Raw genomic sequence first — 24965 nt, forward strand, 5'->3', positions numbered from 1 at the left:
GAGTCGTTGTCAGGCAGAAGCACCGTGATTCATCGCATACCACGCACGCAGCACCGAATAGCCGCGCCAGGGCCGCCATTTCTCGGCGGCTTGTGCCGCGGCACGGGCGCTACCTACACCCAGGGCTTTTTGCAACGCGACGTCGCCGGCGGGAAAGGCGTCGGGCCAGCGCAGCGCGCGCATGGCGATGTACTGCGCCGTCCAGTCGCCGATGCCGGGCAGTGCACACAATTCGGCGCAAGTCGCAGTGACGTCTACGCCGGGATGCAAAGCGATGCGCCCGTCCAGCACGGCATGCGCCAGCGCATGCAGCGCGGTCTGGCGTTGCCGCGTGATGCCCAGGCGGCCGAGCTCATCGCCGGTGGCGGCCGCCAGGGCAGCAGGCGTGGGAAAGAGACGGTCCAGACCCGCGACAGGCGTTTCGATCGGATCGCCGAAGGCCGCAACCAGTCGCGCGCCCAGTGTGCGTGCAGCGGCCACGGTGACCTGCTGGCCCAGCACGGCGCGCACCGCCAGCTCGAAGCCGTCGAGTGTGCCCGGCACGCGCAAGCCTTCGCCCGACGGGAACGCGGCGTGCAGAGCCGCGTGGATGGCGATCGGGTCGGCGTCCAGATCGAACGCGGCGCGCACACGGTTGATCAGCGCCGGCAGGGCGGCGGCCAATGAATCGCTGATCGTCAGCACGGCCTGCGCGCGATCTTCGTCGAAGCGAGCGCGCAACCAGCCGCTACGCGCCTGCGCACCTTGCACAAGCCGCAGCGTTCGCGTGTATTCCAGGCCCGCGACCTGCTCCACGCCGGGCAACGCGCGCAGGCGCAAGAAGCCCACCATTGCCTGTACGTCATAGGGCGGTCGCCAGCCGAGTCGCACGGTCACGCCTTGTCCATCGGACGTGGATCTGGCCCGGCGCAAGGCGCTGGGATTCAGGCCGTAGTGGCGCGAGAAGGCATCGTTGAAGCGTCGGACGCTGGAAAAGCCGCTGGACGCCGCGACCTGGCTCATCGGCAATCGGGTGTCGGCAATCAGCTGCTTGGCTGCCAACAGCCGGCGTGTTTGAAGGTACTGAAGCGGCGATACGCCGAAGTGTGCGTCGAAAATGCGGCGCAGATGGCGGTCGGTCACGCCCAGCCGTTGCGCAATGCGCGGCATCAAGCCGCCGCTCGACTGCCCGAAGATCGGGCGCGCGGAGGTCATGTGCCGCCATGCGTCGGGTTCATCCATCAATCTTGCGGCCTGCAGGGCCAGGATGCGCGAAGCGTCCTCCGTGCTCCAGGATGCTGCGCGCGGGGCCAATTCGGGGCGGCAACGCAAGCAGGGCCTGAAACCGGCCGCTTCTGCTTCTGCCGCGTGACGGTAGAAGCGGAGGTTCTCGCGACGTGGCGTTTTCACGCGACACACCGGACGGCAGTAGATGCCGGTGCTGGTGACGGCCGCGAAAAAGGAGCCGTCGAAGCGCGCGTCGTGCGCCTTCAGCGCCAGGTAGCAGGCGTCGCTGTCGGGGGTGTCGATGGGGGTAGGCATGGGTGACATCGTATATCCCGGGCGCCCGCGACGTGCGCCATTTTCGGACATGTGGTCTGTCGGCTTTGCGCCGCCGAACACCGGGCATCTCGAGCATCCGGGACGGCGGGGAATGATTGCGCGGTTCGGCCCCGCCAACCTTCACGGAACGCGGTATGCGCTTGACTTCAAGGTGATCGGGAAGCTGGATCGTGCGTGAGGCAGTGCGGTGCGCTCATAAAACGGACCGGCCCTCACGATGGCGCATTCCCGTTCCATCGCAAGATTCGGAGTTGCCGCGCGACTTCTTCCCGACAAAGTGTCGCTACGCGCAGGCCGGATGATCAACCCGTGAGTTGCATGGGCGATAGCGGCCCCGTTTTTTGCGAGCCTGCCGCTTGCAGCGTTGGTTGTTGCCGATGCGTTCCATCGACCTCCTGGCGGGGCGATCACGGCGATCGAATCGTCGACGTCTTGCCTGCTTCCAGCCGTTGCCGGCAATCGATCGTGACGCGGCGGCGTGCCGGTACCCGCTTGCCCGCCGACACCCTCCGAAATATCGGATGCGACACCTTAACCCCGCAGTAACTCTTTTAATGCAATCCGCCAAAACATCGGATGGAATTATTTAAATGGAAGAAACTATTTAATTTATTTCCTTTTAATCAAACAAAACATCCGCGCCGGCAAAGGTATTTTAGTTAGCCTCGTCATTCAATGTGACTGCTTCCGCTCCGCATAAGCCTGGCGGGGCTATGCGGGTGATTCAAATTTACGACCCTTTATATGCGACCTGAAAATCGGTCGAAAATGTAAAGCATTGCAATATCAAGGAATAATTTGAGTGTTTTGATTGCGATGCATGATTTTATTTGGCAGGATTTTCATCAGGTTGCTCGATTTCAAGACAACAATACAGCCGGCCATTCAATCAGTCGAAACAACGCGTGCCGGATGAGCAACGATCCGAAAAGAAGCTGACGAAGAAACGGATAACGAGGCGGCGAACGGGCGACATCGTTCGCGTTCATTGAAGCAATCGTTTGCCTGGGCGTCGATGCGTCACTCGAGCGACCCGGGCGGATTCGATACGGGGCAGCCATGGCGATACTCATGAACGATTCTTCCGGGGAAGCGTGCCTGCTCCGCGCGTATCACGTGTTCGGCCGGGATGCCGCGCGTTGCGATACGGTCATCCGGGATGCGTCGGTGTCCCGTGTTCACGCCCATATCCGCTGGGTGGGCGGGCTGTGGGAACTCCACGATCACAGCAGCAACGGCACGTCGCTGTCCGGCGTGCCGTTGCGCCACGGCGATCACGCGGTGCTGCAGCCGGGTGACGTGATCCGGTTCGGCAGGGCCGGCGTCGCGCCGTGGCGCGTTGAAGCGCTCGACGATCCGGCCGATACGCTGTGGCCGATACGAGGCGCTGCGCATCCGATCGTGCTCGCGCCGCGCCAGATCCTGGCCGCACGCGCCGCGCAGCCGGTCACGATCGTCCGGTCGCCGGCCGGCGAATGGTTGTGCGACGACACGTTGCCGCCGCGCGCGCTCCATGACGGCGACGAAGTATCGACCGGCGACGCCACGTGGCGCCTGGCACTCGCGCGCAATGGTTCGACGATGAGGCTCGCCGCGCCCGCCGATCCGGCCGTGCCGGCGCAACTGCTCGAATTCCTCGTCAGCCGGGACGAAGAGCATGTGCGCATGCTGCTGCATGTTCGCGGCGGCGTGGTCGATCTCGGCGAGCGCGCGCATCACTACAGTCTCGTCACGCTTGCCCGCGCACGTTCGGCCGACATGCAGGCCGGCTACGACGCCGCCACGCAAGGCTGGATCGAACTCGACCGGCTGGCGCGCATGCTCGGCATCGATACGTCCCATGTCAACGTGCAGATTCACCGCGCGCGGAGCCAGTTCGCGGCCCTGCCGGGACTGGGCGCGAGCCAGCTCGTCGAGCGCCGGCGCGGCAGCGTCAGGTTCGGCGATTTCCCGTTCCGCGTCATGCGCGGCGCGCATCTCGAATGCGAGTCGGTGCCGCCCGCTCAGCCGCGTATCGGCGTGCATCGTCCGGCGCCTGCCCCGGCAGTCCATTGCTCATGAACTCGAGGGAACCGGTCTCGGCGCCGGCGGTGCCCCGTGCGCCCCTCGCGCCGTTTGCGGAACTGGCCGGCAAGCGGCGTTACCGGCTCGGTTCGTTGCTCGGTGAAGGCGGCAATGGCGTGGTGTTTCGTGCGACCTGCTGCGAAACGGGACAAGCCGTCGCGATCAAGCTGATGCGGGATCACGCCGCGCGGACCGCGACGGAGCGCGCACGCCAGCGTGCGCGTTTCCAGCGCGAGACGAGCCTGTGCGAGGCGCTGCGGCACCCGAACATCGTGGCATTGCTGGACAAGGGGGAAGCGCCCGACGGCCGGCTGTTCGCCGTATTCGAGCTGGTGCAGGGCCGGACCTTGCGCGACCGGCTCGCGGCACAGGGGCCGCTGTCGGCCGTCGACACGGGCCGGCTGATGGCGGAGGTGCTCGACGCGCTCGCGGCCGCGCATCGCCGGGGCATCGTGCATCGGGACCTGAAGCCGCAGAACATCGTGATCGCGATGGCCGACGACGGGCCGCACGCGAAGCTCCTCGATTTCGGCATCGGTGCGTTGCTGCCCGGCGCGGAAGACATCGGGCGCCAGACCCTGACGCTGGCGACCGAGGTGCTTGGCTCGGCGTCCTATTGCGCGCCCGAGCAATTGCGCAACGAGCCGCCGACGCCAGGAAGCGACCTGTATGCGTGGGGCCTGGTCGTGATCGAATGCCTGACGGGCGAGGTCGTCATGCGCGGTGCGAGCGTGGCCGACATTCTCTATCAGCAGCTCAGCCCGGTGAATGTCGTGTTCCCTCCGCCGATCGCGTCGCATCCGCTCGGCGCGGTATTGCGGCGCGCGTTGAGCAAGAATCCGGAGCAGCGCGCCGCGTCGGCCGACGAACTCGCGGAACCGTTTCGCGCGCTCAACTTCGCGGCGCTCGTCGGCCAGTTCGATGCCGGCCGCGCAAGCGGACCGACGCATCCGCGCCCGTTCGCGCCGGACGGCGAGCCGATCGCAACGGCGGGCGGGTACCGTCAGATCACCACGCTGTGCTGTTGTGTGACGATCACCGGGGAAGGCCGGCGACGCCGCGCCGAAGTCGATCACGACGCCTTGCTCGACGGCTACGAGGCGCAATGGCAGACGAAGTGTGTGGATATCGCGGTCGGTTACGGCGCGCAGGTCGATGCACAGCTCGGCGACACGCTGCTGTTCCACTTCGGCTTGCAAGGCGACATCGATCGGCCGGCGCGTCGCGCGGCGCGCGCGGCACTCGACATGGTGCGGGTGGCCGGGCGCGCCCGGCTGCCGGTGCCCGCGGTGGCCGGCGGCGACGCCGATGGCGCGAGCTGGCGCGTCGAAGTGGCCGCCGCGATTCACGTCGGGCAGGTTCTCGCCCACGCGTCGCATATGTCGGGCGTATCGACGCCTGCCGCGGCCGCGCGGCTGCTGCGGCTTGCCGGGCCCGGACAGATTCTGATCAGCGACGATGCGCGGCTGGTGCTCGAACGGCATGCGGACTGTCGGCCGACGCCGTTGCGGCTCGCGCGGGCGGGCCTCGTGCCGCAGCCGGTTCACGAATTGCTCGGCGAGCGGCGCGCCGATACGCCGTTCGATTCGCTCGACGCCGGCATGCGGGCACCGATGATCGGCCGCGCGCGCGAACTCGACGTGCTGTTGCGCGCATGGCATGAAACGCTCGCACGACATCGTCGCGTGGTGCGCGGCGAGCCTGTGCCGAGCGGTGTGCCGCGGCTGGTCGTAGGCGACGCGGGGCTCGGCAAATCGCGCCTCGTACACGAGTTGTGCGAGGCCGTCCGGGGCGAGGGTTCTGCGTGCGCGTATTGCGGGTGCCTGCCCGAGCGGGAGAACCACGCACTGTTTCCGGTCCTGCGATTCATCGCCGCGCATTGGCATATCGACGCCGACGACCCGGCGGGTCTCGCGCTCGCGGCGATCGACCCCATGATCGCGCCGCTCGAATGCGATCACGCGGCGGCCCGTGTCGCGCTCGCGACCTGGCTGGGGGTGCCCTGCGACGGGACGAGGGCCCCATGGTCGAGTGCGCGCGAACAACACGCATTGTTCGACGTCCTCGAGCAGCTGATCGTGTCGCTCGGCAATGGCGCGCCGGTGTTGTTCGTCGTCGAGGATGTCCAGTGGATCGACCGCACGACCGAGGATTTTCTTGCGTACCTGCGGCGCTCGCCGCGCGCGGTGGCGCTCGGCATCGTGCTCACGTCGCGCCCCGACAAGCTCGCGCGCTGGCGCGGCGCGACGAAGCGCATGGTGTTGCGCCGCCTGCCGCGCGACGACGCGCAGCGCCTGATGTCGGCATGCCTGGGCCCGGGCGAGCTCGATCCGCTCTGGCTCGACCCGCTCGCCCGGCGCACGGCGGGCATTCCGCTGTTCATCGAGGCCGTCGCGCGCGAGCTGACGATGGGCGGCGCGGACGACACGCTCGCCGGGCTGCTGACGACGGAACCCCGCCCGCTTCCGCTCAGTCTCGGCGCGATGCTCGGTCGAGCGTTCGACCGGATCGACGACGCGCGCGACACCGCGCAGCTCGCCGCGACGATCGGGCTCGAGGTCGATGCGCAACTGCTCGTCGCGGCTTCGCCGCATGATCGCGCGACGCTCGACGCGCACCTGCAGTTGCTGCTCGAGGAACGGATCCTGTACGCGCAACATCGGCGCGATCGCGTGGTCTATTCGTTCCGCCATGCGTTGATTCGTGATGCGGTGTATGCGTCGATGCCGCCCGACCTGCGGCGCGGCAATCATGCGCGCGTCGGCCGCGCGCTGGTTGCATGAGCCGCTCGCGGCGCCGGTGCACATGCGTTTGGCGTCGCTCATTTCTGGCTGCGTTTTGGTGCACGACGGCTTTACCCGGTGCCGGTGGAACCTGGGTGGTGCACCCGGCCACGCAGCGAAGCGAAGTTGAATCCGGCACGGCTGTTTCCGTGACCTGACCGGTCGTCCGCCAGTGGCGCCGGGTTCCGGGCGCGACGTCGGGCGTGGCGTAGTTTCATCTCGTGCTCCCGCTTTCGTCTTTCGAAATCCTGACGTATTTCAAAATGCTTTCCATCCATGCCGCATGCGCGATTCGATGCCGGGACAGTCGAAATTTGCATAGCGTTTGTGAACGGAATTACGGCTGCATACGTTCGCGGTTGACGGTGCCGCGCGCCATGTCCGGCGCGCAGCGGCCTCGATGCGCGGCGTGATGGCGCGTCGCACGGCTGCGGGCGCCGACGGGCCCGGATCGCGGTACGGTCCGAACGAGATCACGCAAGCACATGAGGATGCAGTCATGGCATCGATTCCCGAACCCGCGCCGACCGGCGACACCAGCAAACGGAACTGGCTCGAATCCCACGAGGCCGGCTATCACAAGACCCTCGGCAATCGACAGGTGCAGATGATCGCGATCGGCGGCGCAATCGGTACCGGCCTGTTCCTCGGCGCGGGCGCGCGCCTGCAGGCTGCCGGGCCGTCGCTCGCGATCGTCTATCTGGTGTGCGGCGTGTTTTCCTTCCTGATCCTGCGCGCGCTCGGCGAGCTCGTGATGCATCGCCCGAGCAGCGGCAGCTTCGTGTCGTATGCGCGCGAATTCCTGGGCGAGAAAGCGTCGTTCGTCGCCGGATGGATGTATTTCCTGAACTGGGCGATGACCGGCATCGTCGACATCACCGCGGTCGCGCTCTACATGCATTACTGGGCGCCGTTTTCGGGCGTGCCGCAGTGGATCTTCGCGCTCGCCGCACTGTGCATCGTCGCGACGATGAACCTGATCGGCGTGAAGTGGTTCGCCGAGATGGAATTCTGGTTTGCGTTGATCAAGGTCGCCGCGATCGTGCTGTTTCTCGTGATCGGCAGCGCGATCCTCGGCACCGGCGGGCATGTCGCAGGCCATGACACGGGCATGCACCTGATCACCGACAACGGCGGGCTCTTCCCGCACGGGCTGATGCCGGCGCTGGTGCTGGTGCAGGGCGTGGTGTTCGCGTTCGCGGGCGTCGAACTGGTCGGCACCGCCGCCGGCGAATGCAAGGACGCGCGCAAGGTGCTGCCGCGCGCGATCAACAACGTGATCTGGCGCATCGCGATCTTCTACGTCGCGTCGGTCGTCCTGCTGGTCTGCCTGCTGCCATGGAGTGCGTACAAGGCGGGCCAGAGCCCGTTTGTCACGTTTTTCGGCGCGCTCGGCGTGCCCGGCATCGGCTCGGTGATGAACCTGGTGGTGTTGACCGCGGCACTGTCGAGTCTCAACTCGGGACTGTATTCGACCGGGCGCGTGCTGCGTTCGCTCGCAATGGGCGGCTCGGCCCCGGCGTTCCTCGGGAAGATGAGCGGGCAATCCGTGCCGTACGCGGGCATTCTCGTGACGGTCGCGATCTACGTGGTCGGCGTGCTGCTCAACTACCTGGTGCCGTCGAGCGTGTTCGAGATCGTACTGAACATCGCGTCGCTCGGCATCATCAGTACGTGGGCATTCATCGTCGTGTGCCAGATGAAGTTCCGCGCGGCGGTCGCGCGCGGCGAGGTGGACGACGTGTCGTTCAGGATGCCCGGTGCGCCCGTGACGTCATGGCTGACGCTGCTGTTCCTGCTCGGCGTGCTGGTCCTGATGGCATTCGACTACCCGAACGGCACGTGGACGATCGCGTCGATCCCGCTCGTCGCGCTGCTGCTCGTGGCCGGCTGGAAGTGGCTGAGCGGCCGTGCGCACCGCGCGTCGCTCAAGCCGACGATTCCATCGGTCGCGCTCACGCAGAACGTGCTCGAGAAGGACGGCGACTGACGGGGTGCGCGACAAGGGGCGGGCGCCGGCTCGATTGCGGCGCGCCCGCTCAAATACCCATTCGCGCGGCAACACCGTCGCGATCGACGAACTTGTGTTTCAGCGCGGCCGCGACGTGCACGGCCAGCAGCAAGCCGAGCGTGAGCACCAGTGCACGATGCAGCGCGTCGGTCAGGAGTCGCAACGGTTCGTCGCGGCCGACAAGCATCGGCAGGTCCGCGATGCCGAAGAAGCTGACCGGATGCGCCCCGGCGAGGCGGTGCACGTAGCCGGTCAGCGGCACGAGAAACAGCAGCAGGTACAGCACGCCGTGCAGCGCGCCGGCGATCCGCGCCTGCCACGCAGGAACGCTGCCAGGCAGCGGCGGCGGCGTGTGCGTCGCGCGCCACACGAGGCGCGGCACGGTCAGCATGAAGATCAGGCTGCCGATCGATGCGTGATAGAACAGGATGCCGTTGAACTGCGGCGAGCTGTGCGGGAACGTATCCATGTAGAGCCCGATCGACAGGTTCGACAGGATCAGGATCGCGATCGACCAGTGCAGGGCGATCGCGAAGCGTGCGTAGGTGGGGTGGTTGGGCTGTGACATGAGCGGTCTCGCTGTTTCGGGTGGGGTTCGCCCGACCGCACGTCCGGGGCGCGAACGGCGTGGCGACCTCCGATATACCGGAGCCGGCCCGGATTTATTCCCGTTGCATGTGTCGACCGCCGTGTCTGGCTTGCAGCCGGTATTCCCGGATCCGGTTCTGTGGCGTATGGTCGGTTGCGGCGAGTGCGCAGTAGCGCGTGCGCGTCGATGCGTTCGATGCGCTTGCCAGCCGGTCGGGCGACAGGCGCCGGGGGCGCGGTTGCGATGCGCGCGATGGCTTCTGCGTGAAGCCGACCCTCGTCGTACCGAAGTCGTTGCAGTCGAGCATGTGCCGCAACGAAAGCTTCGGGCCGGCCACGCGGGTCGAGCGGCCGGCCGCCGTGCGTGTCAGAACCGCGTACTGAATCCGACCCGCGCGATCGACTGCAGTGCGCCGCTCGACGCACCGTTCGCGTCCATCACGCCGTTGATCTGCGCGTTGCTGCCGTGGTTCGCGCGCTGATGCACGCCCGCCACGTACACCATCGTGCGCTTCGACAGCCAGTACTGGACGGCCGCCAGGAACTGGTGCGCGTGCGCATTGTCGAGTGTGTCGTTGCCTTTCATGTAGGTGTAGCTCGCGCCGACCACCCACGCAGGCGATGGATGCCACGACGCGCCGGCTTCCGCCGACCACGCGCCCGCGCCGTTCGCCGAGTTCCGTACGGTCGTCACGAGCGCTTTCCCCGTGACTGTGCCGAGCGTGTAGTGCACCCCTGCGCCCCAGTTGCGCACGCTGGTCGGCGGGAGCCCCGCCGACGCGCCGTATTTCTGGTTCGTATAGGCCGCGCCCGCGCCGAACGGGCCGTTGTCGTAGCTCGCGCCGACGCTGACCGTGTTGTTCGCACCGACCGACCCCGCGACGTTCCCGAAGCCGTACAACGCGCCGAAGGTCAGGCCCGACAGCGACGGGCTCGTGTACTTGACGGAATTCGCGACGCGATTGCTGCCTGCGACGCGATCCCAGTCGAACGCGCCGGTGGGGTTGTTCGGCAACGCGAGCCTGTCGAACGGCCCATTGCGAAAGCCGTACAGGCCGACGAGATCCTGCGCGATCTCGTTGCCGCTGGCGGCGAGCGCATCGACCATGAACTCGTACTGGTTGCCGAGCGTGAGCTTGCCGTAACGGTCGTTCTCCAGCCCGACGTAGGCCTGCCGAGCGAACAGCCCGCCGCCGATGATCGAGCCGTTGCCGAGCGAATACTGGTTCACGAGCCGGAAGATCGCGCGCGTGCCCGCGCCGAGATCCTCCTTGCCTTCGAAACCGAGCAGGTTCGGAAAGAAGATGTTGTCGTCGAACTTCGCGTTGCCGTGGCCGCCTTCGTTGCTGACGTAGCTGATGCCGGCATCCATCAGCCCGAACATCGTCACGCTGCTCTGCGCGAACGACACGGCGGGAAGGGCGCATGCCGCGAGCGCCACAAGGGTCTTTTTCGTCATCTCCAATGTGCTCCTCACATGTTTCCGGTCGGGCCGGATATTTTTGATTGGACTACTGATTGATATGAACAAACCCGAGCCGGGCGATTCCCGGTTCGGTGACAACCGGAGCGAGCCGGTGTGCGGCCGGCATCGGCTGGAACCGCGTGGCCGCCAATGCCTGCCGATGCCTGTCGAGCGCGCGCTAGACCGTCGAATACCCGCCGTCGACCGGCACGACCGCACCTGTCACGAACGACGCAGCGGGCGAGCACAGGAACAGGATCACGTCCGCGACTTCGTTGGCCGTGCCCCAGCGCCCGAGTGGCGTGCGTTCGAGGATGCGTCGTGACGCCTGCGTGTCGGCCATCAGGCTGCTGCTGAGCGGCGTGTCGATCCAGCCGGGCGCGACCGCGTTCACGCGGATGCCGCGATCGGCCCACGCCTGCGCGAGCGAGCGCGTGAGCTGTGCGATGCCGCCCTTGCTCGCGCTGTACGCGGGGCGGTCCTTGCTGCCGAAGTACGTGTACATCGATGCGACGTTGACGATGCTGCCGCCCTGTACGGACAGCGCCGGCAATGCGGCGTCGGAGGCGCGCATCACCGACGTCAGGTTCACGTTCAGCACGAGTTCGAACTGGTCCATCCGGTATTCGTCGGCGTGCCGGCTGATGCCGACGCCGTTGACGAGCACGTCGAGCCGCGGCAATGCGGCGATCGTGCGCGTCAGCTCAGCGCTGTCGGTCACGTCGAGCTCGACGCACCGGACACGTGGATGCACCGGCGCATGCGGGCCGGTAGCGTCGAGCCCGAGCGCAACGACCGATGCGCCGGCTTCCGCGAAACGCCACGCCGTGCTTGCGCCGATGCCCGATGTGCCGCCGGTTACAACGACGGTTTTCCCCTCAAATAACCACTGGCGACTCATGTTCGACACTCTCGACGGCGTGGGTGGCGCGCGCATGCCGCTGCGCGGGGGAAACCAGGATCTTGATCTGCGTACGATCGGCGAGCAGCGCGTCGAAGCCGTCGGTGACGGCGTCCTCCAGCGACACGGTGCGCGTGACGATCGACGTGAGATCGAGCGCGCCCGACGCGACGATGCGCAGCAGGTCCTCGTACGCATGCCGGTAGCCGACGCTCGCCGTGAAGGTCAGTTCGTCGTTGACCGCGCGGAACGCGTCGAAGCCCGCCTGCGGCATCAGGCCGACCATCACGACGCGGCCGCCCTTGCGCAGCGCCTGCATCGCCGCTTCGAACGTGGCCGGCAAGCCGGCCGCCTCGAAGCTCGCGTCGACGCCGAGCCCGCCCGATGCCTCGTGGATCGCATCGCGCAGCACGGACGCGTCGAGCGTGCGTGCATTGAACGTGTGCGTCGCGCCGAAGCGCGCGGCGGCCGCGAGGCGCTCGGTCGACACGTCGACCGCGACGAGGGTCGTCGCACCCTGCAGCTTTGCGAGCTGGATCAGCAGCAGGCCGATCGGCCCGAGCCCGAATACCGCGCACGTGTCGCCGAGCCGGAGCTCGGCGCGGCGCAGCGCGTGCAGCGCGACGGCCGCGGGTTCCATCACGGCGGCCTGCTCGAGACTCACGCCGTCGGGCAGCCGGTGCAGCATGTAGGCGGGCACGACCGCGAAGTCGGCCATCCCGCCGTCGCCCATCAGCCCGGCAAAGCCCATCGACACGCACAGGTTGTACGCCCCCGAGCGGCAGTACGCGCACTGGTGGCAGCGATATTCGGGCTCGACGGCGACACAATCGCCCGGATTCAGCGTCGTCACGCCTTCGCCGACTTCGACGACGGTGCCGCAGAATTCGTGGCCGAGCGTCAGCGGCGCGGTACGGCGCGACAGCGGATGCGGCGTGTCGACCGGAATCGCGTGCGGGCCGTCCGCGTATTCGTGCAGGTCGCTGCCGCAGATGCCGCAATACGCGACCGCAATGCGCACCTCGCCCGGCCCGGCGCGCGGCGTATCGATTTCCACGAGACGGACGTCGCGCGGGCCATGCCATTGAAGTGCACGCATGTCAGCGTCCTCCGAGGTTCTGTGTATCGAGACGGTTCGCGGCCGTGCCGGCGAGCGCGCGCTTGCGCAGCACGGCGGGCGCGGTTTCGACGAGGCCGAACGACAGCACGCACGCGAGGATCGCGCCGGTGGCCGATGTCCACATCGCGAACTGCAGGCCGTACTTGTCCGCGGCGAAGCCGGCGACGGTCGGCGCGACGAAGCCGCCGATCAGCTCGCCGGCGCCCATGATCAGCCCGAGCGCGCTCGCGATCGCCCGCGGCGGCACCGTTTCCGCCGGGATCGTCGCCATGAACAGCGTGAAACAGCCGAGGCCCGTGTAGGTCGCGAGCACGAGCGTGCAGAGCGCCCACAGCGAATTCGCGTGAATCATCGCGACGGGGCACGCGGCGGCGATCAGCGCGAACACGATCATCGTCGGCTTGCGGCCGATCCGGTCGGAGATCGCGGGCACCGCGAAACCCCAGAACACCCACGCGGCGCCGAGGCAGGTCATCACGACGCCCATGTCGGCTGGGGACAGGTGGCGGCTGTCGACGAGGAACACCGGCGCGAACGAGATGATCACGACGAACCACGTGAGGAAGAAGCAGCTGATCAGCACGCAAAGCAGGATGTTGCGTTCCTTCAGCAGCGCCCAGCGGCTGATCGCCGCGCCGCCCGCGGCTGGTGCGCCGACGGTGTCGGCCTGCGCATGCCGTGCGCCGCCGGGCGGCACCTCGCGCACCCAGCGCCAGATGCAGAACGCGATCAGGAAGCCGGGAATGCACGATACGAAGAACGCGTGGCGCCAGCCGTGCGCGGTCGCGATGCCGATCACGACCGGCGGGCCGATCATCGCGCCGAGCAGGCCGGCGGCGGAGCCTTGCAGCAGGCCCATGTTCAGCCCGCGGCGGCCCGGCGTCGAACTCTCGACCATCAGCGACTGCGAGAGCGGCAGCACCGGGCCTTCGGCGATGCCCATCAGCGCGCGGAACGCGATCAGGCTCGCGAAACCGCCGACGAGCCCCGACAGCGCCGAGCACACGGAAAAGCCGATCACGGCGGCGATCAGCAGCGGCTTGCGGGTGCCGCGCGCGTCGGACCATGCGCCGGTCGCGGCGCCCGACAGCGCCCACGTGAGCGCGAGTGCGGACGACACCATGCCGAGCTGCGCATTCGTCAGGTGCAGCTCGGCGGACATGAACGGGAACAGGAACGACAGCGCGAGGCGGTCGAAGAACACGAAGCCGAACGTCATGAACAGGATCAGCAGCAGCCTGTTCTCGTACGTCCAGGCGGGCCTGGAGGAGGAGGGGGATGTCATGGTGAGCCTCGCCGCGCGTCAGCGGAACAGCTTCTCGATCGCTTGCGCGCCGAGGCCGACCTTCTCGTAGTGCGCCTTGCACATCGCGATGTACGAGTGCACGTCGAAGTAGCCGTCGGGTTGGCCTTCGTCGTCGAGCCAGATCAGCGGCCCCTTGACGATGAAGAACGCGCGCATCGGCTCGGGGTGATCGAATGCGACGAGCGTGTGGCCCTCGCCCGGCGTCTCGTATACGAAATCGCCGCGCGTCGCGGTCCATTCGTGCTCCAGGTAACCCCACTTGCCCGACAGCGTGTAAGCGAACACCTCGTGCGGGTGATAGTGCCGGTTCACGAGCCCGGCTTCCTTCGCCATCAGGATGTCGCACCATTTGTTCTGCGACGGCGAGATCCACAGCGGCCGCGACGAAACCGTTTCGGTGAACGGAACGTAATAGCGCTCGTCGTCGGTGGCCGCGTTCGCGATGTAGGCTTCCGGAAGCGCATCGGGCTTGAACGGATTGGCAATCGGCGGGATGTTTTGCCAGAATTCGGCTACGGCTTGGTCGACCACGGTTCGTCTCCTTGTGTATGAGTGTCGTGGGCTCGACTTTAGCCAGCAGGTGCGCGCCGCTCTTGACTGGGCTGGACGAATTGCTTGATCGGGCCGGACATCGCACCGCACGACGTTTAAACGATCCATCCCCCAATTTCGCAATGCATGGCGCTCCGCACGACGGGCGCCAGCAGGAGGCGACGTGACGAATTCGACCGTTTTTTCACGCACGCGAGGCTCGACGGCCGACGTGCCGGTGCGCGACCGGATGGCGTACTGGGACGCGTTCAATGCAGAGACGCTGGTCGGCCTGCGCTGCTCGTCGCTGTCGCCGGCCGGGCTCGAGGTCGAGAAGACCGACATCGCGCTGCCGGGCCTCGGCATCGCCGACATCAGCGGCCAGGATCACGTGATCGAACGCAGCCCCGCGCTGGTGCGCCAGTTGCCGAAGGAGTCGTTGTTCGCGTGCCAGATCCTGAGCGGGCGTGCGTATTTCATCCAGCACGACCGGTGCCTGCTCGCGGAAGCCGGCGATGTCGTCGTCTACGACACGCGTGTGCCTTATCTATTCGGATTCCTGACACCGATGCGGCAGTTGCTGATCGATATCCCGGTCACGACGCTCGACGACCGGCTCGATGCGGAACTGGCGGCGCTGCCGCTGCGGATCGCGCCGAAGCCGGGCGCGGGCGCGATGCTCGGCGCAACGTTGCGCGCGAGCGTCGAGCGGTTCATGAAGGACCCGGTCGAGCGCGATGCCGCGCGATTCGCCGAGCACACGCGCACGCTGATCGCGGAACTCGTCGATGCGGAAGTGAACGGCGCGGGCGCGTCGCGTGCGTCGTTGTCGTACCTGCTGACCGCGAAGCAGTACGTCGCGACGCACCTGGGCGACCCGGAGCTCGGGCCGCAGGCGGTTGCCGACGCGGTCGGGCTGTCGCTGCGCCATCTGAGCCGGCTGTTTGCGGCCGAAGGCGAGTCGATCACGCAGCACATCTGGTCGGAGCGGCTGGCGCACGCGCATCGCGAGCTGACTGACGCGCGGCTGCGCAAGACGAGCATCGGCGAGATCGCGTTTCGCTGGGGTTTCTCGAGCCAGGCGCACTTCAGCCGGGCGATTCGCGAGCGCTACGGCGCGTCGCCGATGGCGTTGCGCGATGCGGCGCACGCGGCCGGCCGTTGATACCGGCGGTCGATGCGGATGGAGCGGCGGCGCGTGTCCCACGCGCCGCTTTTTTTCGTGCAGTGAACGACGGCGCAGATGCGCCGCGCCGCGTCATTCCGCCAGCATGAATTCGGCGCAGCGCTCCGCGATCATGATCGTCGGCGCGTTCGTGTTGCCGGACACGATTCGCGGCATCACCGACGCATCGCAGATCCGCAAGCCGTCGACGCCCTGCACCGAGAGGCGCGGCGTCACGACCGCGTGTTCGTCGTTGCCCATGCGGCAGGTGCCGGCCGGGTGATAGACGGTTTTCGCGCGGCGCCGCACGTAGTCGGCGAGTGCCGACTCGGTCAGCGTCTCGGCTTCGCGCACGATGCGCGCGAGCGACGGCGCGCGGATGATCCGCCGCGCGAGCGCGACGCCGCGCACGAGACCGTCGACATCGGCCGGGTCGGACAGCGCGCCGCTGTCGAACAGGATCGGCGCGGCCGGATCGTTGCCGCGCAGTTGCACCGAGCCGCGCGAGCGCGGCCTGAGCAGGCACGGATTGATCGACAGGCCGTGGCCGGGCAGCGGCTCGCGATCGACGTCGCCGACGAGCGTCGGCAGCACGTGGAACTGGATGTCCGGGCGGCCGCTGCCGGTCGTGTCGACGAACGCGCCGGATTCGACGACGTTCGACGTCAGCAGGCCCGTGCGGCACAGCATCCACTGCAGCCCGTGCCGCAATGCCTTCAGCCCGCGATCCTCGCCCAGCAGGCTCACGGGCGCGTGGCTGCGGCCGTAGATCGAGACTTCGAGATGATCCTGGTAATTCGCGCCGACGTCGCGGCTGTCGTGCCGCACGTCGATGCCGTGCGCGTGCAGGTGCGCGCCGGGCCCGATGCCCGACAGCATTAGCAGCTTCGGTGTGCTAAGCGCACCGGCTGCGAGCACGACGTCGGCGCGCGCGGCGGCCGAACCCGTCGCGCCGCTTGCCGTCCGCCATTCGACGCCGGTCGCACGCCGGCCGTCGAACAGGATGCGCGTCGCGCGGCAGCCGGTCAGCACGCGCAGGTTCGGATGCCGCTGCGCGTCGGCGAGATAGGTGGCCGCGGTACTGCCGCGCCGGCCGTCGAAGATCGTCGTGTGGTAGAACCCGACGCCATGTTGCGCGGCGCCGTTGAAATCGTCGTTGTAGGCGATGCCGGTTTCCTGAGCGGCTTTCACGAACGCGAGGCTCAGCGGATGCCTGAAGCGCGTGTCGCCGACCTTCAGCGGCCCGTCGGTGCCGTGAAACGGCTCGGAGAGCCGCAGGTGCGATTCGGCGCGCCTGAACACGGGCAGCACGTCGTCCCAGCCCCAGCCCGTGCAGCCGAGCGCGGCCCAGTCGTCGTAGTCGTCGCGCGTGCCGCGCACGTACAGCATCGCGTTGACCGAACTGCCGCCCCCGAGCGTGCGGCCCTGCGGCACGTAGGTCCTGCGTCCCGCCGCACCGGCTTGCGGCTCGCTCTCGAACGTGACCGTGCGGCGCGTGCCGAGTACGCGGATGAACGTCGCCGGTATCCGGATGAACAGGCTGTCGTCCTTCGGGCCGTCCTCGAGCAGCAGCACGCGCCTGCCGGCCTTCACCAGCCGGTGCGCGACCGTGCAGCCGGCCGAGCCGCCGCCGACGACGATATGGTCGTACGTCTCCATCCCGCTTCTTCTCCTTGCTGTCGGGCGGCGAAACGAGTGCCGCCGCGCAGGAAGCCAGCTTAGCGACCGCCATGCGGCCCCGTTTGACCGGGACGGACGGGGTGTTTGCCTCGCCGGGACACGGCGGCGGGTGGACGGTGGCGGGCTAGCGCGCGTCGGCCGGCGCCGGCGCCGACGCGCGCGACTCGCTCGGCGTCTCGCCGAAGCGCGCGCGATAGCTGCGGCTGAAGTGCGCGCTGTTGTTGAAGCCCCAGCGGAACGCGATTTCGCTGACCGTCAGGTGCTTCAGCGACCGGTCGCGCAAGTCGGCGCGGCAGCGTTCGAGCCGCCGCGCAAGGATATAGCGCGTGAGCGGCGTTCCTTCGAGCTCGAAGACGCGCGCGAGCTGGCGCGGCGACAGGTTGATCGCGCGGCTCACCGACCGGCTGTCGAGATCGTCGTCGGCGAGATGGCTGTCGATGAACGCTTTTGCGCGCGACAGCGTGTGGACGGTCGACCTGGTCGGCGACGCGTCGCCGTCGCGCAGCCGCAGCATCGACTGCACGAGATCGAGGATCGCGGCGGCGCGCCGTTCGCGCGCACCGGTCGTCGGCTCCTGCGGCGCGGCGAGCAGCGCATACACCTGCCGCACGGCCCACGATGCGACGCCGTCGTCACGGTCGATCTTGACGAGGCTGCGGTAGCGCCACGGGCCGACGCGCGCCTCGAACACGTCGCGCGGCACGTCGAGCACGGTCATCGCCATGTCGGCGGGAAAACCGTGGCCGTACGGCATCGACGTGTCGTAGAGCACGAGGTCGCCGGGCCCGTGCTGCATGCAGTCGACGTCCTGGAACGTGTAGCCTTGCCCTGCGTGCATCAGGCAGATGAACACGGCATCGCGCTGGTCCGCATGGATGTTGTGCGACGTGCGCACGACTGCGTGCCGGTTCGCGACGATGTCGCACGCGCGGAACAGCCCGAGATCGCGTTTGCGCAGCGACGCATCGATCCCTTCGGACGACTTGCCGCTGCATTCGATCCGCACGAGCGTGCGAGCGACATGGTCGACCCAGTAGTCGACGCGTTCGTGGCCGCGCACGGCGCGCGTCGAGATCGTGGCGATCTCCGTGCTGGTGTCCGGCATGACGTTCTCCCGATGACCGCCTGAGCGGCGCAGTCTCGGGCACGCCGGAGCGCGTGGTCAATCCGTGAAAGACCCGGGGCACGCGCGTGACACGCTTGCAGCGGGGCGCGGCGGGCGATTGCGCGATCGATGTCCGTTCGGATCAACGAAAGCGGCCGTGCGAGTCAAGACACGGATGCGGCTTTGGGCTAAGCGTGGCCGGCTTACTTCGACGAAGACGACGGCAGCCCGAGCGACACGTCCTGCTCGTAGCCCATCTTGCCGCCTCGGTACTCGACGCTCACGTGGCCGGCCCGCCGCGCGTCGGTGACGTTCGCGTAGATCGATGTCATCACCATCCCCGCGTCGCAGTCGAGCGCGATCGTGCGGTCGACGCGGCCCGTCGCGATGTTCACGGCCCGCAGCGACTGCATCGCCACGCCGCACTTGTCGGACAGCGCGTAGACGCCGACCAGCATCTGCGTCTTCGTGCGATACCACATCGGGATATCGACGTTGCCGTCCAGCTGCGGGTGCTGGTCGTCGGTGTCGTTCAGCCGGCCGACTTCGTCCAGCGTGATCGGCAGCGTCTTGCGGCCGTCGTCCCACGTGCCGGTTGCCGTTTTCCCGGTGACGTTCAGCGCGATCGGGCAGGGCTTCGGCCGTGACGGCGAGGCGGCCGGTACGACCGGCGAGTCGGCGTTCGATGCGGGCGACGACGCTTCGCACAGCGTCAGGCGGCCGTCGGGCTCGCGCTGGCCCCGCAACGGGATCGGCTTGCGATGCGCGTCGTAGTAATAGCTGCCGTCGACGCGCCAGCGGCCCGCGTCGTTGTGGTTGATCGCGTCGTAAGTCTGCAGCGACACGTGTACCGGCGCGTTGCCGATCGTGCCGGTGTAGTTCGCGATTTCGTACCAGCCCGCGTAAGACGCGGCCGGCGCGCAGGCGAACGGCACGGCGAGCATGGCGGCGAACGGGGAGGCGTAGCGGGCGCGGCGGGTGTTCCGGGGCATGGGCGTTTTTTGTGCGAGGTGTGGGTCCGGGCGTCACGGATATCGGTCCGGCCGTGTCGAGCCGTGCGGCGGGCCGCCCGTGCGCCGCCATTGTATCCATCCGCCCCACCCGAATGCCCCGCCTCCGCGCATGCGGTGACAAGAGCGCGCACGCGACACGGGCCGGTCGCGGAACCGCGCAGGCCGCGCGATCCGGTCGGCCGGCCCGCTGCCGATGACTTCAGGTCGCGCTGGCCTCGTCGATCCGGCGGATGTCGTCCTGATCGAGCGTGACGCGGATCGCGTCGCCGAGCGATTCCAGCTGCGCCAGCGACGTCGCGCTCGCGATCGGTGCGGTAATCGTCGGCCGCGCGATCTGCCAGGCGAGCGCGATCGCGGCCGGCTGCGTGCCGTGTTTCGCCGCCACCGCATCGAGTGCCGCGAGGATGCGCAGCCCGCGTTCATTCAGGTAGCCGGCGACGCGGTCGCCGCGCACGCTCTTCTTCAGGTCGGCCTCGCTGCGGTACTTGCCCGACAGGAATCCGCTCGCGAGCGCGTAGTAGTTGACGACGCCGAGTTTCAGGTCGCGCACGACCGGCTCGAGATCGCGTTCGTAGTCGGCGCGGTCGAGCAGGTTGTATTCGGGCTGGATGACCTGGTACGCGGGCAGCCCGTCGCGCGCGCTGATCGCGGCGGCTTCGCGCAGGCGTGCGCCGCTGTAGTTCGACGCGCCGATGATCCGCACCTTGCCCGCATCGATCAGCGTCTGATACGCGCCGAGCGTTTCCTCGAGCGGGGCCGTGTCGGCGAGATCGCGGTGCGAGAAATACAGGTCGATGTAGTCGGTCTGCAGGCGGCGCAGCGAATCGTCGACGGCTTTCAGGATATTGCCTTTTGACAGCCCCGCGCGCGCGTCGAGCAGGCCGACCTTGGTCGCGATCACGACCTGCTCGCGCTTGCCCGAGCGCTTCAGCCACTTGCCGATGATCGTTTCCGATTCGCCGCCGTGGTTGCCGGGAACCCAGGCCGAATAAACGTCGGCCGTGTCGATGAAGTTGATGCCGGTGTCGGCGAGCGCGTCGAGCAGCGCAAACGACGTGTTCTCGTCGACGGTCCAGCCGAAGACGTTGCCGCCGAACGCGAGCGGCGAAACCTGGATGTTCGATGTGCCGAGGGGGCGGTGTGCCATGTTTCTCTCCGGGTGGTGCGGGATCAGGGGATTGGACTGCGGGAGATGAAGCCGGTCGCGTTGAGACGGCGAAGCGCAGCACGAGGTTCCTCCTGCAGCACACAAACCGACGTGTTCGGAGGCCGTGTGTCGGGATGCCGGATCAAGCGGCATCATCATGGATGCGCCATCCGTTCGAGCGTCGCCCGGCACGCCGCAAGACATTGCATTTGTTACCGATTTCTCGCGGGAGGCGAAGAAATTACCGGGTCGTGTCAGCGTTGTCGCTGGTCGCGCTCTACGATATCCTTTCATCCCAAAAATAGGGAGGCAGCGCGCCGCTGCCATTCGAACGAAAGATTATTCTGAGGCGGTCATGGCTGACCTTGCAGCATTTATTCGCCCTCCGTTTTTCCTGCAAGACAAGCGCTTGCTCACGCTGTCTTTCCCCCACGACGACGCACCCTCGGTCACCGACTCGTACGGGCGGCACCGTCCGGCGCGGCTGGTCGCCGAGCGGCTCGTCGCGCACGAAGGGCTCGGGATCGACTTCACGTTCGAACTGACGCTGTTGTCCGGCGAGGCGGGCGTCACGCTGGACGACATGCTGGGCAAGCTGCTCGCGGTGTCGATGGTGCGCCCCGATGGCGGCCTGCGTTATTTCACCGGTTACTGCACCGAGTTTTCGCTGGTCCGCAACGACGATTCGATTGCGGAATATCGCGCGGTGCTGCGCCCGTGGAGCCATTTCCTGCGGACCCGCGTGAACAACCGCCTGTTCCTCGGCCAATCGCTTCAGCAGCAGATCGGCACGCTGCTCGCCGATTACCAGGGGCTCGCGCCGTCGTGGGAGTGGCGCGTGCGCGGCGACGATCCCGCGCGCACGATGAACGTCCAGGGCGGCGGGCTCGGCGAAAGCGACTGGAACTACATCGTCCGCCATCTGGAAGCCGTCGGGTGCCTGTACTGGTGGGAGCACGACGAGAAAGGCCTGAAGCTGATCGTCGGCGACGACAGCACGGTGCAGTGCCCGGCCGTCGACGGTCGCTCGCCCGTGATCCGTTTCCGGACGCACGACGGTCCGATGGCCGCCGACGCCATTTCGCAATGGTCCGCGGTGCGGTTGCTGTCCGCCGGCAGTTACAGCGCGACCGCGTTCGATTTCAAGGCGCCGCATGCGGCCAATGCGCAGATTCCCACGCTGCATCCGCCGGGCGTCGCGCCGCAGGTCGAGCATCACGAATACGTGGGGCACTACGGTTTCGCGAAACAGACGCGCGCCGGCGATGCGCTCGCACGCGTGCGAATGGAGGAGATCGAGGCGGCCGCGACGCGTTTCGACGCGGCCGGCAACCATCACGGCATCCTGCCCGGACGCTGGTTCCAGCTGGCCGATCACTTCAGCGCGGCGTCGGGCAGCCCGCAGGATCACGAGTACCTGATTCTCGAAGCCCGTCACGAAGCAGCGAACAACTACCTGCAGGCGGACGGCAAGCCCGAGTATCGCAACCGCTTCGTCGCGGGCCGTCGGCATACGCCCTGGCGCCCGGGCCGTGGCTTCAACAGCGAGCCCGTGCGCGTGCTGGCGCCGCAAACCGCGACCGTCGCCGGCGCGAAGGGGGCCGGCAGCGTCGACGTCGACGAATACGGTCGCGTCTGCATCGTCTATCACTGGGACCGTGCGGCGCAGGTCAGCGCGCGGATTCGCGTGGCCGCCGGCTGGGCGGGCGGCGAGAAGGGCATGATCGCGCATCCGCGCGTGGGCAGCGAGGTGCTCGTGATGTGCCTCGACGGCAATCCCGACCGGCCCGTCGTGTCGGGCACCACGTACAACGCGGAACGGATGCCGCCGTGGGCGCTACCCGACCAGCACGTGCTGACCGGCCTGCGCAGCCGCGAACTGTCGGGCGACAGCGGCAACGCGGCGGGCGGACGCTCGAACCATGTGCTGCTCGACGACACGCCGCAGCAGCTCCAGCTGAAGCTGCGCAGCGATACCGACGCGAGCGAACTGACGCTCGGGCACAACGTCCGCATCGACGCGACACAGGGGCGCACCGACCAGCGCGCCCGCGGTTTCGAGTTGCGGACCGACGCGCACGGCGCGGTGCGGGCGGCCAAGGGCCTGCTCGTCACCAGCGAGGCGCGCTACGACGCGCGTGCGCACGCGACCGATATCGGCGAGACCGTCGCGCGCCTCGACAAGGCGCATGACCTGCACGAATCGTTGTCGGGTTCCGCGCACGACGTGAAGGCGCAGGAGTCCGGCGACCAGGATGCCGTCCATCAGGCGCTCCGCACGCAGAACGACGGCCTGAGAGGCAGCGGCGGCAATCCTCAGCAAGGCGAGTTTCCGGAGTTCGCGCAGCCGTTTCTCGCGCTCGCCAGTCCGGCCGGGATCCTGGCCACGACGACGGGGTCGACCCATGTCGCGAGCGACCAGCACGTCGCGTTGACGAGCGGCGCCCATACGAGCATCGGCGCGGGCAAGAGCATGCTGGTCAGCGCGCAGGAGGCGGTGCGCGTCGCCGCGTTCGAGAAGGGCATTCGGCTCGTGGCCGCCGCCGCCGACATCGACATCCAGGCGCTGAAGGACAGCATCAACGTGCTGGCCAAGCTGGACGTGAAGGTCGATGCGAACCGCATCACCATCACCGCGAAGGAAGAAGTCCTGATCAACGGCGGCACCAGCTACACGCGCTGGAACGGTAGCGGCATCGTGCACGGGACCAAGGGCGAATTCACCGCGCATGCCGCGTCGCATACGTTCACGGGGCCGGACAGCCTGCCGGTGCCCGCGCGCGCGTTCCCGGGCACGGCGTGCGCGCCGTGCATGGTCAACGCGGCATCGATGGCGTCGCCGTTCGCGGCCAAGGCGTGAGGCAGGGCAGCGCATGACGAATGACCTGATTGCCGCGCAGGCGGCCGACGCGCTGCAGGCGGCGCTGTCGTCGCAGGACGGGCTGCGCGCTTACGTCCTGATCGACGGCGCATTGCTCGATACCTTGCCGGACGATGACAAGGCGTCGTGGCCCGCGTTCGTCGCGGCCTCACTGCTCGACGACGCCGCCGACGACGAGGCGAGAATCGTCGGGCCGCTGCTGTTCGAATGGCAGCCCGGCGCCGACGGTGCCGATGCCGCGGACGCGATCGAGCCGCGCAGCATTCCGTGGCCGGCGGCGAGCGTGCTCGTGTCGCCGCTGTCGCTCGAGCGACTGGCCGCGCATCTGGCGCCGATGGTGGACGTCCAGCTCGAGCAGATGGAGAGCGTGATGCTGATGCGCTTCTTCGATCCGCGCGTGCTGCCGTTCTGGCTCGACATGCTGCCCGCCGCGCATCGCGCGTATCTGGCGCAGGGCGTGCGGCACTGGATTCACCGCGATACCTCGCTGCAGCTCCGGACGGCGGACATCGCCGCGCCCGCCAACGTCAGGCAGGCCGCCGAATTTCCGCTGCAGTTGACCCAGGCTCAGGAAGACGATCTGCTCGCCGCCTGCTATCCGTACACGATGCTCGAGCGGCTGCGTACCGAAAAGCCCGCGCTGCTCGCGTCGCTGCCGCCCGCACAGCACTACGGCTTCGTGCGCGATCAACTGGCACGCTGCCGCGCGCACGGCACCGACAGCGCGGCGTCGTTGCTGATCTATTGCGAACTGGCATTGCGGTACGGCGCGCGCTTCGACGAGGATCCGGCGATGGCCGCCGTGTTCGACGCGGTGGCGCAGGGGCAGGCATTTCCGGAGGCGCTGGCGATGGTGCCGGCGGAAGACTGGCGGCGCATGCAGGAAGCGGCCGCGTGATGGCGCGTGCGCGACGCGACTCGAATGAAATCGACTGGAAGAGAAGGAAGTTCAATATGAACCGCTGCTGGATCACCTTGCTGTCCGTGATGGTTTTTTCCACGGCCGCATGCAGCAAGACCTCGGGCGATGCCGAAAAGGAAAGCCTGGCCCCCGGCGACGCGAGCAAGTGGAATGACCCGAATTACGACGTCATAACGGCGGGGTCGTTCAACTATACGGATTACGATATCTACGGCGTTTACCTCCTGCCGCCGGACAAGAACAGCCTCGACGATGCGGCGAGCGCCGATGGGAAGAGCGCCACGCCGCGGAGCGCGACACACTGGACGGGCGGCGGCGGGCAGAGACCGAGCCTCGCATGGGATTTGCGATGGACCACGCCCCGCAAGTTCAAGGTGTGGTGGGAGCGCGTGGTCGACAAGCGCGCATTGGAAGCCTCGTCCCCCGATTACGACGAGTACACGCATCGAGAAACCCGACCCGGGATGGCATGGTGTGAAGGCGAGATTACGATCACGCGCCCGCCCGTGAAGGGCAAGAGCGGCGGTATCGTGTTGCACTTCTTCCCCGATGGCCGTGTGGAAGGCGATATGGACTTCCACGTCGATGGCGCAGTCCCGAAGGTGGCGCTTTCAATGCGCGACGAGCAGCGCAAGCTGACCGGTCGTGCCTGCCTGAAGGAAATTCCCAATCCGTTCTATGGCCGCAAGAAGCCGGCCCAATGGAACTGACGCCGGGCGCATTGCCGAAACAGGAGCGAAA

17 protein-coding genes and 1 pseudogene are annotated in these 24965 nt (G+C 67.6%); 7 read left to right on the forward strand and 11 right to left on the reverse strand.

Annotated features, from left to right (window positions below; genetic code table 11):
* Positions 1 to 9: 9 nt before the first annotated feature.
* Positions 10 to 1521: a DNA-3-methyladenine glycosylase 2 family protein gene (locus tag L810_RS06510; RefSeq protein ID WP_021157556.1), complete on the reverse strand. Its 1512-nt coding sequence runs from the start codon at positions 1519 to 1521 to the stop codon at positions 10 to 12.
* Between the two features lie 1080 nt (positions 1522 to 2601).
* Between L810_RS06510 and L810_RS06515 the strand changes: the two genes are divergently transcribed.
* From L810_RS06515 to ansP, 3 genes and pseudogenes are all read left to right on the forward strand, one after another.
* A complete protein-coding gene (locus L810_RS06515) occupies positions 2602 to 3603 on the forward strand; it encodes an FHA domain-containing protein (protein WP_042973533.1) in 1002 nt (333 codons plus the stop codon).
* Positions 3600 to 6452 (forward strand): annotated as a pseudogene (locus tag L810_RS06520) (TOMM system kinase/cyclase fusion protein); the annotation flags it as partial. The gene L810_RS06515 and the pseudogene L810_RS06520, both read left to right, overlap by 4 nt.
* Before the next feature lie 436 nt (positions 6453 to 6888).
* On the forward strand, positions 6889 to 8379 hold the full coding sequence (ansP, locus tag L810_RS06525; RefSeq protein WP_021157561.1) for an L-asparagine permease: 1491 nt from the start codon (positions 6889 to 6891) through the stop codon (positions 8377 to 8379).
* Positions 8380 to 8428: 49 nt separating this feature from the next.
* Here ansP and L810_RS06530 read toward each other — a convergent pair whose 3' ends face one another.
* The 6 genes from L810_RS06530 to L810_RS06560 all read right to left on the reverse strand — a co-directional run bounded on the left by L810_RS06530 (position 8429) and on the right by L810_RS06560 (position 14311).
* Positions 8429 to 8968 carry a cytochrome b gene (locus L810_RS06530; protein WP_021157562.1) on the reverse strand — a complete coding sequence of 180 codons (540 nt, stop codon included), beginning with the start codon at positions 8966 to 8968 and terminating at the stop codon, positions 8429 to 8431.
* 387 nt (positions 8969 to 9355) lie between these two features.
* The gene (locus tag L810_RS06540) at positions 9356 to 10447 is read right to left on the reverse strand and encodes a porin (RefSeq protein ID WP_021157564.1); all 1092 of its coding nucleotides are present in this window, start codon (positions 10445 to 10447) and stop codon (positions 9356 to 9358) included.
* A 184-nt stretch (positions 10448 to 10631) separates the two neighbouring features.
* The gene (locus L810_RS06545; protein WP_021157565.1) at positions 10632 to 11354 is read right to left on the reverse strand and encodes an SDR family NAD(P)-dependent oxidoreductase; all 723 of its coding nucleotides are present in this window, start codon (positions 11352 to 11354) and stop codon (positions 10632 to 10634) included.
* A complete protein-coding gene (locus L810_RS06550; RefSeq protein WP_021157566.1) occupies positions 11332 to 12453 on the reverse strand; it encodes a 2,3-butanediol dehydrogenase in 1122 nt (373 codons plus the stop codon). The genes L810_RS06545 and L810_RS06550 overlap by 23 nt, the downstream gene beginning before the upstream one ends.
* A gap of 1 nt (position 12454) precedes the next feature.
* Positions 12455 to 13759, reverse strand: a complete 1305-nt coding sequence (locus L810_RS06555) for an MFS transporter (RefSeq protein ID WP_021157567.1) — start codon at positions 13757 to 13759, stop codon at positions 12455 to 12457.
* A gap of 18 nt (positions 13760 to 13777) precedes the next feature.
* On the reverse strand, positions 13778 to 14311 hold the full coding sequence (locus L810_RS06560; protein ID WP_021157568.1) for a 2,4'-dihydroxyacetophenone dioxygenase family protein: 534 nt from the start codon (positions 14309 to 14311) through the stop codon (positions 13778 to 13780).
* A 184-nt stretch (positions 14312 to 14495) separates the two neighbouring features.
* On the opposite strand from L810_RS06560, the gene L810_RS06565 reads away from it, so the two are divergent.
* Positions 14496 to 15476, forward strand: coding sequence for a helix-turn-helix domain-containing protein (locus L810_RS06565; protein WP_021157569.1), 981 nt, complete (start codon positions 14496 to 14498; stop codon positions 15474 to 15476).
* Between the two features lie 93 nt (positions 15477 to 15569).
* On the opposite strand, the gene L810_RS06570 is transcribed toward L810_RS06565, so the two are convergent.
* The 4 genes from L810_RS06570 to L810_RS06585 form a co-directional block, all read right to left on the reverse strand.
* On the reverse strand, positions 15570 to 17135 hold the full coding sequence (locus L810_RS06570) for a GMC family oxidoreductase (protein ID WP_042973538.1): 1566 nt from the start codon (positions 17133 to 17135) through the stop codon (positions 15570 to 15572).
* A 145-nt stretch (positions 17136 to 17280) separates the two neighbouring features.
* Positions 17281 to 18261, reverse strand: coding sequence for a helix-turn-helix domain-containing protein (locus tag L810_RS06575; protein ID WP_042973540.1), 981 nt, complete (start codon positions 18259 to 18261; stop codon positions 17281 to 17283).
* A 203-nt stretch (positions 18262 to 18464) separates the two neighbouring features.
* Positions 18465 to 19253: a hypothetical protein gene (locus L810_RS06580; RefSeq protein ID WP_042973544.1), complete on the reverse strand. Its 789-nt coding sequence runs from the start codon at positions 19251 to 19253 to the stop codon at positions 18465 to 18467.
* A 220-nt stretch (positions 19254 to 19473) separates the two neighbouring features.
* Positions 19474 to 20421: an aldo/keto reductase gene (locus L810_RS06585; RefSeq protein WP_021157571.1), complete on the reverse strand. Its 948-nt coding sequence runs from the start codon at positions 20419 to 20421 to the stop codon at positions 19474 to 19476.
* A 355-nt stretch (positions 20422 to 20776) separates the two neighbouring features.
* On the opposite strand from L810_RS06585, the gene L810_RS06590 reads away from it, so the two are divergent.
* The 3 genes from L810_RS06590 to L810_RS06600 are packed head-to-tail and all read left to right on the forward strand — an operon-like array spanning position 20777 to position 24934.
* On the forward strand, positions 20777 to 23281 hold the full coding sequence (locus tag L810_RS06590) for a type VI secretion system Vgr family protein (protein WP_021157573.1): 2505 nt from the start codon (positions 20777 to 20779) through the stop codon (positions 23279 to 23281).
* A gap of 13 nt (positions 23282 to 23294) precedes the next feature.
* Positions 23295 to 24200 (forward strand): DUF4123 domain-containing protein, encoded by a 906-nt coding sequence (locus L810_RS06595; protein WP_021157574.1) that lies wholly within the window; start codon positions 23295 to 23297, stop codon positions 24198 to 24200.
* Positions 24201 to 24256: 56 nt separating this feature from the next.
* Positions 24257 to 24934 (forward strand): DUF3304 domain-containing protein, encoded by a 678-nt coding sequence (locus L810_RS06600; protein ID WP_042973547.1) that lies wholly within the window; start codon positions 24257 to 24259, stop codon positions 24932 to 24934.
* Positions 24935 to 24965: the final 31 nt, after the last annotated feature.

It is taken from the genome of Burkholderia sp. AU4i (assembly GCF_000466765.1).
Classification (GTDB): domain Bacteria; phylum Pseudomonadota; class Gammaproteobacteria; order Burkholderiales; family Burkholderiaceae; genus Burkholderia; species Burkholderia cepacia.

Bases quoted from the DNA above. Each gene is read 5' to 3' on its own strand.
- L810_RS06530 (WP_021157562.1), bottom strand. From the start codon at position 8,968: ATGTCACAGCCCAACCACCCCACCTACGCACGCTTCGCGATCGCCCTG.
- L810_RS06595 (WP_021157574.1), top strand. From the start codon at position 23,295: ATGACGAATGACCTGATTGCCGCGCAGGCGGCCGACGCGCTGCAGGCG.
- L810_RS06590 (WP_021157573.1), top strand. From the start codon at position 20,777: ATGGCTGACCTTGCAGCATTTATTCGCCCTCCGTTTTTCCTGCAAGAC.
- L810_RS06570 (WP_042973538.1), bottom strand. From the start codon at position 17,135: ATGGAGACGTACGACCATATCGTCGTCGGCGGCGGCTCGGCCGGCTGC.
- L810_RS06540 (WP_021157564.1), bottom strand. From the start codon at position 10,447: ATGACGAAAAAGACCCTTGTGGCGCTCGCGGCATGCGCCCTTCCCGCC.
- L810_RS06510 (WP_021157556.1), bottom strand. From the start codon at position 1,521: ATGCCTACCCCCATCGACACCCCCGACAGCGACGCCTGCTACCTGGCG.
- L810_RS06580 (WP_042973544.1), bottom strand. From the start codon at position 19,253: ATGCCCCGGAACACCCGCCGCGCCCGCTACGCCTCCCCGTTCGCCGCC.
- L810_RS06575 (WP_042973540.1), bottom strand. From the start codon at position 18,261: ATGCCGGACACCAGCACGGAGATCGCCACGATCTCGACGCGCGCCGTG.
- L810_RS06515 (WP_042973533.1), top strand. From the start codon at position 2,602: ATGGCGATACTCATGAACGATTCTTCCGGGGAAGCGTGCCTGCTCCGC.
- ansP (WP_021157561.1), top strand. From the start codon at position 6,889: ATGGCATCGATTCCCGAACCCGCGCCGACCGGCGACACCAGCAAACGG.
- L810_RS06555 (WP_021157567.1), bottom strand. From the start codon at position 13,759: ATGACATCCCCCTCCTCCTCCAGGCCCGCCTGGACGTACGAGAACAGG.
- L810_RS06585 (WP_021157571.1), bottom strand. From the start codon at position 20,421: ATGGCACACCGCCCCCTCGGCACATCGAACATCCAGGTTTCGCCGCTC.
- L810_RS06550 (WP_021157566.1), bottom strand. From the start codon at position 12,453: ATGCGTGCACTTCAATGGCATGGCCCGCGCGACGTCCGTCTCGTGGAA.
- L810_RS06600 (WP_042973547.1), top strand. From the start codon at position 24,257: ATGAACCGCTGCTGGATCACCTTGCTGTCCGTGATGGTTTTTTCCACG.
- L810_RS06545 (WP_021157565.1), bottom strand. From the start codon at position 11,354: ATGAGTCGCCAGTGGTTATTTGAGGGGAAAACCGTCGTTGTAACCGGC.